The sequence below is a fragment of the Colwellia sp. Bg11-28 genome (genome assembly GCF_002836245.1).
Lineage (GTDB): Bacteria > Pseudomonadota > Gammaproteobacteria > Enterobacterales > Alteromonadaceae > Colwellia > Colwellia psychrerythraea_A.
In genome coordinates, this window is the sequence record NZ_PJBA01000004.1 from 1 (window position 1) to 12,550 (window position 12,550).

The window sequence follows — 12,550 nt, forward strand, 5'->3', positions numbered from 1 at the left end:
TGGTTATTTTTGATAGAGCAGTTATTAATTTAATAGCGGGCGAAGCGAGTCGTAGTGAGTCTATTATTGAAACCATAATCAATAATGCTGCGGCCAATGGGAGAGAGGTTAATGTAATAAGGATTACTGTACTTGATGATCACAATAACCTAATAATCAATACACAAGTTTCGATATCATTAAATAACACAAGAGCTTCAATCATAGGTGATGTAGCGACTCAGACTGATATTAATGGTCAGGTATATATTAGCATGGCCAATTTAAAGGTAGAGACATTTGATGTTGGTTTTACCTTGAGTGGACTTAGTATATCGAACGAAAGTTTACCTGGTTTATCCACGGGTAAAACCTCCTCAGTTACCTTTATTCCATTGGACTCAGATGGTGATGGTGTATTTGACACCATAGAAATAGCGGAAAACACCGATCCATTTGACATCAACGATTTTAAGAATACTGATGGAGATATTAGTCCTGATGCGATTGAACACGATTTGGACAGTGACAATGATGGTATTTACGATGATACCGAAGACTCAGGCAATGACCCTTACGGCGATAATGATAATGATGGCATACCCGATTACCTTGATGCCGATGATAAGGGAGATGGCACGGCAGCTGCTTGTATCGATGTGCTAGCGGGTATAGGCGTTTGTGATAACGGTGAACCACTGGACCCGGTATTCGATTATGATCAGGATGGTATACCTAACCATGCTGATATTGATAGTGATAATGATAGTCTTCCTGATGTGGTTGAAGGTGATAATGATAGTGAATTTACCCCTGATACTCATCCTAATTACCTTGATCCTGACAGTGATGGTGATGGCGTACCGGATATTATCGAATCGGGTAGTAGTGGAATTGATACTGATAGCGATGGTATCGATGATAGCTACGATATCGACATTATTGGAGGTAACGATATAAATGGTGATGGCATTGATGATGCTGCTTCAGCGCTGAATTCTGATGACGACGATCATGGTGATTACCTCGATCTGGATTCGGATAATGATGGTATTCCAGATACGCTGGAAGCAACAACTAGTTCAGACAGTGATGGTGACGGCATTGATGATACGTATGACATTAACATCACAGGTGGTAATGACAGAAATAATGACGGTATCGATGATGCTGTAATACCGCTTGACACCGACGGAGATGGCAGACCTGATTATCAAGATACTGATAGTGATGATGATGGCCTAAGTGATGAAATTGAGGGGCAAAGCTCAGGAATTGATGATGATGGTGACGGAATTGATAATCATTTTGATAGTGATAATGCACAAGGCACGGATGACAATAATGACGGTATTGTCGAAGACAGTTTACCAAATAATGACCAAGATAACTCAGCTGACTATCGGGATTTGGATTCGGATAACGATACCATCCCAGATATAAATGAGTCGGGTGAGATTGATTTTAATGGTGACGGCTTAGTTGATAATTATACCTTAACGTCATTGCCGCTGCCCGATGCTGATAATGATGGTATTGCAGATTATCTCGAAGTGGATAGCGACGATGACGGCACATTTGATATTGAAGGCACAGAAAATGGCAACTTTGATAGTAATAACGATGGTCAAGTCGATGTTATAAACGATAAGGATAATGATGGCATTGACGACACCGTTGATACTGCGGTGAACACCTATGGCCTGAAGAGCATAGATACCGATGGTGATGGGATTTCTGACGAGTTTGATCCTGACGATGATAACGATGGCATCAGTGATATCTTTGAAGGCGAAGGCGATACGGACAAAGATGGCATTCCAGACCGTTTGGATATCGACAGTGATAATGATGGAATTAGTGATTATGTCGAAGCTCAAATACCAGTGTTTATTGGCGATAGCGACGGTAACGGTATTGATGATGTTATGGATATCTCGTTTACCGGAGGGTTGGATGTGAACAATGACGGGTTTGATGATGCGTTTGAACCGGTGGATACCGACGCTGACTTGATTTTTGATTATCTGGATCTTGATAGCGATAACGATGGCGTGACAGACAATGAAGAAACGTCAAATATACCGTTAACAAATGAGGACACGGATGGTGACGGCTTAGATGATGCTTATGACGTTGACCAAACACTGGGTGTTGATGTTAATGGTGATGGTAGTGATGATGATGCAGTGCCATTAATTGATACGGATGGTGACGGTATATTTAATTTTCTAGAGGTAGATAGTGACAATGACAAAATACCAGATGGTCTAGAAAATGAAGATTATAACAATAATGGTACTGTTGAGCGTCTAGAAGCCGAAGGCGAAGTTAGTACTGCTGTTAAAGGGGCAGGGTCATTTCACATACAATTATTAATATTAATGGGCTTGTTACTAATTAGAAGGAAAATGAAAGCATGAAGAATTTTATTATTAATAGACATCTAAAAAGTTTATTGGTGATCGTTATTACATTGATGTCCGCATTCGGTTCTGCGGCTGAAGATCAGTGGCAATGTCGATACTACAACGATATGTCTTTGAAGGAGAGTAAGTTGGATCCTTGTTTTTACATTGGTTTAGGTGCTGGAGTTTCATATCTTGATCCTAATGAAAATGATACTAACTGGTTTGAATCAGGCCAAAATGATATAGGGTATAAAGTTTTTGGCGGTTTCCGTTTTTCTGAAGACTGGTTCGGAGAGTTGCAATTTGTTGATTTGGGCAAGGTGAAATATCAAAACATAAATCCTAATTTGGGGCAAAATGGAATTAACTACAATGTATCAACCTTATATGCAGGTTATTATGTGCCGTTTGATCGGTGGTTCAATGTTGACATGCCTTTTAACTTTTATTTTAAGGCTGGTATCTCTGCGATCAGTAACTCTACTGATGGCGCATTTATTCAGTTTAAAAAAGAAAGCAAGGCTCAATTAGCGTTAGGTACAGGGCTAGAGTATGCGTTTGCCGATAACTGGATGTTGCAGGGAGATATTGAGTCTTTTGATCGCGATGCAGCTTTTATCAGTTTATCTGTAGTATATAGATTTGGAAGTCCACTTGAAGTAGTTAAGCCTTTGAAAGTTAGATTAAAACCCACTTTAGTGACTAAGGTTGATTCAGATCGTGACGGGGTCCAAAACTCACAGGATCTTTGCTCAGATACTCCGGTCGGTATCCAAGTAAATAGTAAGGGCTGCGCAGTATTTCAGGGTATCTTAAGAAACGTAACCTTTACAACAAATTCTACTTTACTAAATACTAATTCGTTTGCCGCTTTAGACAAAGTCGTAGAAGCATTAATAAAATATCCTATGATACAACTGGATATTCAGGGACATACAGATAGTGTCTTTACGTCAGCCTACAATTTGTGGTTATCTGAGCATAGGGCCAAATCTATAAGCAACTATTTAATTAAAAAAGGAATTGATAAAGATAGATTTACGTTAAAATGGTATGGAGAACTGATGCCTGTTGCTTCTAATAAAACGAGTAAAGGTAGAGCGTTAAATCGTCGGGTTGTATTTAAAGTGATAAATATCGTTGAAGAGAAAATTTAATTATTTAAAATAGAGTAAGAACTCTTGATTATAGGCGTTAAGGTTATTTGGCTAACATTTGAATTATCCATGGATAATACTAGTTAACCAAGTTACCTTAACGCTTTTTTAGTTTGTATGGCATGGTATATTTGGCCACCTAATTAGAGATGTTATCACGCACCTTATCAAACTTTAGGTGACACTCTGAAAAGAAGAGCAAGCCCCAATTTACACCAGGCCAACTTGAAATTGGTGAACTAAAAAAGCGTATTACACGTATCGATGAGGAAAAGGAAATTCTAACAAAGGCTACAATGTCTCTCTTGATGTCGGACTCGCTGAACAGCTCACTATAATTAAAGCCCTTAAAGTGACTCATACTGTTAAACGTTGCTGTGAGGTATTCGAGATTCATCGCAGGAACTATAAATATAGGGCAAAGCAAGGGAGAAGCATTAAATCTGAAGAGGTTGAGGCGTTATCTATGGTAAAAAGCATTTACGCAGAAAGTAATAGCTCTCCTGGTACTAGAACAATTGCAGGTATTGCTACTACTAGAAATTTTCCATTGAGTCGTTATGTAGCAACTCGTTTAAGGAAAGTGGAAGGCTTAGTGAACTATCAGCTTCCAAATCATTAATATAATAAAGCAAGCAGGGGCATACTGCGATATATAATACACTTGAACGTCAATTTTCAGTAACTCAACCGGACCAAGTTCGATTTTTTTGTGGTGATATCACGTTTATTTTGGCAGGAAATCGGTGGGCTTATCTGGCGCTTATGGATTTAGTTGCACGTAAGCCAGTTGGTTGGGCAATGTCTAATTCGTCTGATACGAAGTTAGCATCGAAAGCATTAACGATGGCATTGAATTAAGAGCAACCCAAAGTCGTAATGTTTCACTTAGATCAAGGCAGTGCCTATACGAGTCGAAACTACCGCAGTTGTTGTGGCGCTACCAGATAGAACAAAGCATGAGTCGATCTGATAATTGTTGGGACAATAGTCCGATGGAGCTTTTCTTTAGAGTTTAAAAACATAATGGGTACCAACAACAGATTATTGTTCATTTATTGAAACTGAAAATGCAGTTGTTAACTATATTATTGGATATTACTGCCAGGTTAGGCCTCACATCTATAACAGTGGATTAACACCAAATGAGTCAGAGAAAAGGTACTGGGTTGAATACAAATCCGTGGTAAAATTAGTTGACCACTACAGGTGCTTTCTACTGTCGTTTCAATCGGCGATTTGGTGGGAAAGCAAAGACTTAATGAATTTTTAAATTTAGCAATAATTCATTATCCTTACATTTTAAGTATTCAACATTATCATAAAATGAAAGGTATACACTCTTTGAATTAAAACCAAATTCATGTTGAATACGTTTTAGTAGCTGTTCTTCAATAATAAGATTCGGTAAATATTGTATACATATCAAGTATTTAGTTTTTTTTGATTGTTTTTTCTCAACGACGTATATCATTCTGATACCTGGTTGAATATTCAAATAGCGCTTTAATACCCATTGATGTGGATAACTACAATCACGGCGCAGGTTCATTAGAATATCAAAATGCACTAAATTGTTATCTGAGAACTCTTTTACTTTCCTAATATCAGTTATTAGTGTATCAGTTATTAGTGTATCAGTTATTAGTGTATCAGTTATTAGTGTATCAGTTATTGGTGTCATTATATCATTACCCATGATTGAAAAAAGAAGATGTTTGCCAAAACCTACTTTCAACCAATAACCAATTTAAATACTGAGTATTAGTATATTTAGCTGTAGAGTCTGCGCTAGTCTTAGTTTATTCGTTTAAATATAATGTATTCATCGTGCAAAATAATTACGAATTTAAAGTTTAATATTCTCACACGCTAAATCATTTTATTTATGATAGAGGACTTTCAATAAAATTTATAAGTCTAACCATATATACGATATTAATGTTAAAAGGTTGCAAAAATATAATATTTTATAACCATGGAATGTTGAACGCAGCTAGGTGCCGTTCCCTGTAAGCTTACATGGGGGGGGATTTAATTCTTGAAACAATTGCAAAACTTACAAGGCAAGGGTTAAATCGGCATGAAACTATTCATGCAATTGGTGCAATAATATCAGAAGATATTTTTGATGTTATGAAAGGAAATACAGAAGAGTTTTCTCCCAAGAAATACAGGAGAAAACTTGAAAAACGCGCAGTAAAAGGTGGCTAAAAGGGCAATATTGAAATTTGCACTTAGTATCAACTTTTAAGTGCAATAAATTGTTACCTTTCTATGGCGCTCAGGGCGATTGCGCAATAGAGTGTATAGCCTAGAAAACTTTTTATTTCACAAATTTCTATGGCGCAAAGGGGCACAAAGCAATTCTAGGTTTTTCATGGCAAATAAAAAACTTAATTAGACAAATAATGGGAATATGTTTATTCTGAGTAAAAATATTAAAGTAAACCAGATCTAGGAGTAACTTATGGTCGGTCCAAAACTAGACTAATAACCCGTTTATTAATATTCATACCACCCTTTGAGCTTAGCTCATATCATTGTCCCTGAAATAAACAGATACAAGTCAAGCCTAGAGCTAGAAAATATAACTGTTGGCACTCCTATAGAGATAAGATATTTCTATTCTCCAAAGGCAAGCTATCTCGTTATGGGGCACTTAGCCCCATAGATTTTCAGACTAATTTAGAACGTCTAGTGGCATGAGTTTACCTAATCAACTGTAGGGTAGGCCTAAACAATATTGAAAAATGTCAGTTCAGATTTGAGTTCACTCCAAATTAGCTTATCTGCTTTTATTAGCTAAAAATAGAGTTTAACTAAGTTACGGCTGAGCCAAGTGGTGTTCAATAATCGGGAACTATAGATAAGGCACCAATAAGCTCTTTACCATTTGCTAGTAATAAACCAAAAATATCGTCTCGATCTACTCCTCCTTGTTTACATTGAATTTCTTTTAACCAGCCCTCACTCGCTAGATTCGAAAAAAAAGGCGGTAATTCATTAAACTCATAAGGCGTACCTGTTAATGGAAAATGGAAGCCAATAGGTGAGCCATCCTTAAGGTAATCAATCGCGTATTGAAATACAAAGGCACTTACTTTTTCATTTATTCGCTCTTCCAAAGTACCAGATAAAACGCCATTAACAAATATTTTAGCTTTACGGTTGACGTGCGACATAACTATTCTCCAAATAATTTCACGACAGCTTTAAATCTTGTTTATTTTTCCAAAAAAAGTTAGCTGTATTACTATAAAGCCAATAAATAACTTTGTCATAAATAATGATATGCGACGAATAATAAGACTGAATCGCTTTGCCAATATTCACTATTATCACAAAGACGACAAAAATCATCAAAATATATAATAACTTTTCTTATACTTCGTTTTATCAATTTAAAGTTTTAAAATTTGAATAGCAATAAATAGGTATATGTTGTGGCATTGTTAATTTAGTCACCTGTTTCGAGGTTTCTATGGCGGTTTGGGGTACAAGCCGAGATAGAAATTTTGATAAACCTGTTTACTGGTTAATAGAAACAATCCCAATTTAATGTCTTTCCATTTATTAGACATTAATATTAAACTTATTTTTAACTTTTTCATTTAAATAAACAGCCATGCCATCGATAAGTGTTGCCATAACATTAAACTGGCTATCAACAATTGTCAGACATGCTCTTTTTCCTACAGAAATACTGCCCAATGTATCACTGACACCTAAAAATTCGGATGGGATCAAACTGGCCATATGTACAGCTTCTAAAGGTGGGATATTAGCTAAATTAATTATATTTTTAACTGCTTTTTCAAGGGTTAAGGTACTACCCGCTAACGAACCACTCTCAGTGCGAGCAACACCATTAAATACGTTAACGTCTAACATGCCTAATTTGTAAGTACCGTCTTTCATACCTCCAGCAACAATACAGTCACTGATCAAGCCCATTTTATTAGCGCCTTTCATTCGATAAATCAATTGTAAAATGGCGGGATGAAGATGAACACCATCAGCAATCACTTCGACATAAGCATCTTTCTCTAATAGTACAGCGCCAGCACAGCCAGGGTCGCGATGATGAATGCCTTTCATGCCATTAAATACATGCACACCACCGCAAGCACCAGAATGTAATGCGTCACAGGCCTGTTGATAATTGGCATTAGTATGGCCAAGCATAGCTTTAACACCATTGGCGGTTAGATATTTAATGATAGCTTCAGAGTCGGACAATTCAGGAGCTAAGGCAACAACTTTTAAAGCGCCTTGGGAAGCTTCAATAATGGCATCTATATTTTCTTTACTTAGCGGTAAAAAGTACTTTTCATCATGAGCACCTTTATGATCTTCGGTGAAAAACAACCCCTCGTTATAGGCCCCTAATACCTGCGCGCCACTCGGTTGGTTATGATACGCCTCACCAATAGCTGTAAATGCAGCTAAGGTATTTTCCCAAGTAGAGGTAACTGTTGTACCAAGAAAACCAACGACACCATGTTTTGCCAATGAAGAAGAAATAGTTTCAATTGAATCTCGTTTGGCATCCATGATGTCGCATCCTTCACGGCCATGAATATGCAAATCAAGAAAGCCCGGTAGTAACTTACACTGATCTAATGAAATAACAGGTAATGATTTTTCAGCAGCTTTATCAATTGATTTGATTATGCCATTTTCAATTAAAACATAATGATCATCTAAAATGGCATCTTGGCTAAATACTTGTTTAGCCTGTATGTAATATTGCTCAGGAAGTTTCATTTTGTTTTCCTAAAATTGCAGCGCCACGTACGCCACTAGCATCGCCAAATACCGCACGTTTAATGGGGGGAGCGTTTACTCCGTTAAATAGGTGTTGCTCGATTGCTTTGGGCAAGCCTGCGATGATCTCATCAATTTTTGAAAGGCCACCACCAACAACAATGACATGTGGATCATAAGATAGTACTAATGAGGCAAATGATGATCCCAATAAGTCCATGTAACAAGTAAATGTTTGCTCCGCAATCGGGTTTTCCAAACGTAATTGTGCAACAAATTCTGTGGTACTTTCATTATTGCCACCAAAGAACTTATATAGCCAACCAAGACCTGGACCGGCGATATAACTTTCTATACAACCAGACAACCCACAACCACAGGTTTTCACTGGCAAGTTATATCGCTGTAATAACATGCCAGAAGCAGCAACATGGCCATATTCACCAGCAACATTATTAACGGTTTTCAATAGTTTGCGATTAATACATAGCCCACCACCAGCGCCTGTTCCTATTATTGCACCATAAACGATGGCTTGCTTGTCACCCGCACCACCAATACATTCAGATAGTGCGAATAAGCGACAATCGTTGGCGACAGCGAATTCTCGGTCGAGTAAGTTCTTTAAATCTTGAATGATGAATTTCCCTGTTGCGCAAGGGACATTGGCTGATTTCACCTTATTTTCGTTGTCAATAATACCGGGCATGCCAATACCAATACTACCTTGTTGAGCACTACGTTCATCGGCGTCTAGAATTAAATATTGAATCGCTTTTAAGAATTCATCATAACAAGTTGTTGGTGTTTTAATGCGCCATTTGTCTAGCAATTCAAGGTCTGAAGAAAATATCCCTATCTCAATTTTTGTACCACCTATGTCGATACCGTAATGAACAGGATAATTTATTTTCTTAGTTGTTGGTAACATAGCTACAACCTCTATTGTTGCTTGAGTGCGTAAAGTGTAACCCCTTGAACTACACGATTCACTTCGCCAGTAGGGCATGGATTATCAGGCGTAATATCAGCGTCAATCGATTTGTAAAAGGCGAGTATTTGGCAATAAACGATATAAGGTAGGCCTGCCCAAACGTCTTCAATATCTTGCTTTTGATTAAAAGTTTCTGCACTTAATATGGTTATATCAAGGGCCTGATCATCACGTTTAAGCTCTGCTATTAAATCAGCATCATATAATTTGGTGTAATCATTACTTGAAGCGAAAATAACCACTTCTGTCGTAGCGTCCATAAGTGATTTTGGTCCATGTCTAAAACCTAATGGACTTTCAAAGTAACTGAGAACTTGACCAGCAGTTAATTCTAAACACTTTAGTGCTGCTTCTTTGGCGATACCTTGAAACCCACCAGCACCTAAAAATACTAAACGTTCAGTTGGCTTTTTCGCTTGAGCTTTTAATTTTTCAATACCGTTGCTCAATAAATTTTCAGTTGCTTGAGCAGCTAACTCAAGTTGACTTGCCTCTGGTGCAAAAATAGAAAGGGTCGAAACTAGCATTGAAGAAAAGCTACTTGTCATAGCAAAACTTTGATCTAATGTACCTTCAGGCATAATTATCGAATATACATTGTCTTGTGTTTTAGCATTTACGGCTAATTCACCTTCAGGGTTACACGTTAAAATTAGGTGGTAACTGTCATCTACGACTTGATCAACTAATTTAACAGCGGCAACACTTTCAGGGCTATTGCCTGAACGGCCGTAAGATACAACTAATGTAGGAATATCTTTAATTAGGTACTGTAGCGGGTTACTTACTAAATCAGTAGTACTGATTGCTTCAAATAAACGACCTGTTTTTGTGCTTAAATGAGGAGCAATAGCATTACCAACATAAGCTGAAGTACCAGCGCCTGTTAAGATAATACGTAAGTTAGTATTCGCTAATAAAGGTAATAACCACGCTTGAATAGCGCTATTTTCATTTTTTACGTTTTCGGCAGCTTCTCGCCAAATACGTGGTTGCTGGCTGATTTCTCTTGCTGTCCAATAGCCATTGTGTTCTTTTAAAAAGTCTTCACTGTACGTTAAATATGCTGACATGGTTTTTCCTAAGTTACAAAATTTATGGTGATTAAAAAAATAAATACTAAACAAACGATGTGTTATTGTTTCCAACAGGCTTTGGCATAAGACTCGGTTACTTGTTTTATTTTCGCTTTCACTAAGGCTTGCGGTGTTGTCGATAATACTTCGTTTCGTATTGCGCGATATTGCTCAGGTAAAAATTGGCTAATTAACGGCAAAGGGATCGATCGTTGGTTTAAATTATTAAATAAGCATTCAACGGCAGCTTGAATACGAGGCATATGCCAATAATAGCGAATACGATCACTGTAACTAAATCGACGGTATAAAGTACCTTTGCTGGCAGGTACTGGGTAAAAACGTTGCCAATTTTTTGGGGCTTCTAACATTTCTTGTTCACAAACATCGCGTAAAAAAGATCGTTGCTCTACCGGAATAAGTTCTTCTTCTATATATGACAAAGCAAAAAGTGCTTCACGCAATGCCAGTGTTAATTGAGGGCCTACTTTTAAAATGGCAAAGTGATCTTTAATTAATGAAACATAAGCTTCATCATTTTGATAATCAGAAGAATGTGCTTCATAAGCAATGTTAGGTACTTCACTAATGTACTCTTTTAATGCTTGTGATTTTTCTGATTGATAATCAATGATACTAGTATGGTCAAATTCAACACCAGGTTGAACGACCAAGCCAATAACGCGCTGCCAAGCGTCACTTAAATCGAGTTTGTTAAAAGCATCTTGATGTAATTGAATGGTTTGTTTAACACGTGAAACTGGTGTTAATTCTAATGTTTCTATTTCTTCTGTAGCACCACCCGGTGGTGGTACTTCAGTACCAACGACATAAACTAAATCTGATTTTCCGAAAGTATCAATGGCAGTTTTTTCTGCGACATCACAAAGCAGAGCAGCACGTTGAGCAACTATTTCATCGGGTAAACATGTCGGATCATCAGCACAAGCCATGCTGGTATCTAAGTGAATTTTTTTAAAACCAGCAGCAACATAAGTCTTTATTAATGCCTCAGCTTTTTCCATAGCCTGAGAAGCAGGTTCATCAACCCAACAGACTGGGCCCAGATGATCACCTCCCGGAATAATACGCTCCCTAGGGTAACCCTTGCTGTCAGCTATTTTTCCTATAAACTCTAAAAAGTCAGCGGGTAGCATGCCAGTATAACCACCGAATTGGTTTACTTGATTAGCGGTTGCTTCTATGAGTACAGGGGTATCGTCTTGAAGAGCCTGCTCTATTGCGGCCTCAATAACTAAAGGATGTGCAGAGCATATTGCATAAATGCCTTTCTTTTCACCATTACGGTTAGCATTAATGACTGCTATTATTTCATTCATATTGGAGTTCTCTTGTTGTTAACTTGTATGGAGCAATGTCGAAGAAGTTACGCTTCGTTAACAATGCACAATTGCACACCTGCTTTGGTTAGTTTTTCAGCATAATCATCAGGTATGCCGCTATCGGTAACTAAAGTGGTGATTTTGTTGTAGGCACTAATAATGTGACAGCCTCGTTTGCCGAATTTGGACGAATCAGTTACGGCGATAATTTCTGAGGAAATATTGCACATTAATCTATTTAAACTGGCTTCTTGGCTAAAGTGCGTTGTAATACCTGCTTCTAAATCAAAGCCATCAACACCAAGAATTACTTTGTCAAAGTGGAGGTTGGTTAAACTTTCTTCTGCCTTAGCGTCGAAAAAGGACAATGATTTTTGTCGCAAAGTACCGCCAGTCACCATCACTTCAATATTATTGTTTTCAGCCAATTTAGCTGCGACATTAAGGCCGTTTGTCATCACCTTAAGTTGTTTATGAGAATATAGACTTAAAGCAACTTCCTCAGTGGTTGAGCCTGAATCAAGAATTATAGACTCTCGATCATTAACCAATTTTGCTGTGGCTTGTGCAAGTAATTGCTTAATGTGGTTGTGCTGGTGATGCTTTTGCGAGATTGATAACTCTTTAGTTAAGCCGTTACTCACCGTAGCACCACCATGAAAACGAACAATCAAGCCTCTTTTATCTAGATTATTGAGATCATTGCGAATGGTTACAGTAGATACATCGTATTGGTGCGATAACGCATCAACGGATACTTTGCCCATTTCTTCTACTTGCTGAACAATTTGACTGTGCCTTTCAATAGTACTGATCATAA

The 12,550-nt window shown here is 37.6% G+C and carries 10 protein-coding genes; 3 read left to right on the forward strand and 7 right to left on the reverse strand.

Translation table 11 applies throughout. The features are described from left to right. Both CXF79_RS03840 and CXF79_RS03845 read left to right on the forward strand, forming a co-directional pair. A partial coding sequence (locus tag CXF79_RS03840) for an Ig-like domain-containing protein (protein ID WP_198560032.1) occupies window positions 1–2,402 on the forward strand: 2,402 nt, incomplete at its 5' end. Further along, on the forward strand, window positions 2,399–3,547 hold the full coding sequence (locus CXF79_RS03845) for an OmpA family protein (RefSeq protein WP_101154031.1): 1,149 nt from the start codon (window positions 2,399–2,401) through the stop codon (window positions 3,545–3,547). The genes CXF79_RS03840 and CXF79_RS03845, both read left to right, overlap by 4 nt. Before the next feature lie 1,258 nt (window positions 3,548–4,805). Here CXF79_RS03845 and CXF79_RS03850 read toward each other — a convergent pair. Then, complete coding sequence (locus tag CXF79_RS03850; protein WP_101154032.1) at window positions 4,806–5,285, reverse strand: hypothetical protein; 480 nt, start codon at window positions 5,283–5,285, stop codon at window positions 4,806–4,808. Window positions 5,286–5,569: 284 nt separating this feature from the next. Here CXF79_RS03850 and CXF79_RS03855 point away from each other — a divergent pair, with 284 nt between their 5' ends. Beyond that, complete coding sequence (locus CXF79_RS03855) at window positions 5,570–5,761, forward strand: hypothetical protein (protein WP_101154033.1); 192 nt, start codon at window positions 5,570–5,572, stop codon at window positions 5,759–5,761. 635 nt (window positions 5,762–6,396) lie between these two features. Here CXF79_RS03855 and CXF79_RS03860 read toward each other — a convergent pair. From CXF79_RS03860 to agaR, 6 genes are all read right to left on the reverse strand, one after another. After that, a complete protein-coding gene (locus CXF79_RS03860) occupies window positions 6,397–6,732 on the reverse strand; it encodes a HipA N-terminal domain-containing protein (protein ID WP_033093170.1) in 336 nt (111 codons plus the stop codon). Window positions 6,733–7,123: 391 nt separating this feature from the next. Further along, window positions 7,124–8,317: an N-acetylglucosamine-6-phosphate deacetylase gene (gene nagA / locus CXF79_RS03865; protein ID WP_101154034.1), complete on the reverse strand. Its 1,194-nt coding sequence runs from the start codon at window positions 8,315–8,317 to the stop codon at window positions 7,124–7,126. Next, window positions 8,304–9,248: an ROK family protein gene (locus tag CXF79_RS03870; protein ID WP_101154035.1), complete on the reverse strand. Its 945-nt coding sequence runs from the start codon at window positions 9,246–9,248 to the stop codon at window positions 8,304–8,306. The genes nagA and CXF79_RS03870 overlap by 14 nt, the downstream gene beginning before the upstream one ends. Before the next feature lie 11 nt (window positions 9,249–9,259). Further along, a complete protein-coding gene (locus CXF79_RS03875; protein ID WP_101154036.1) occupies window positions 9,260–10,384 on the reverse strand; it encodes an SIS domain-containing protein in 1,125 nt (374 codons plus the stop codon). Window positions 10,385–10,446: 62 nt separating this feature from the next. Beyond that, window positions 10,447–11,727, reverse strand: coding sequence for a D-tagatose-bisphosphate aldolase, class II, non-catalytic subunit (locus CXF79_RS03880; RefSeq protein WP_101154037.1), 1,281 nt, complete (start codon window positions 11,725–11,727; stop codon window positions 10,447–10,449). Between the two features lie 47 nt (window positions 11,728–11,774). Next, window positions 11,775–12,548, reverse strand: a complete 774-nt coding sequence (agaR, locus tag CXF79_RS03885; RefSeq protein ID WP_101154038.1) for a transcriptional repressor AgaR — start codon at window positions 12,546–12,548, stop codon at window positions 11,775–11,777. Between the last annotated feature and the right edge of the window lie 2 nt (window positions 12,549–12,550).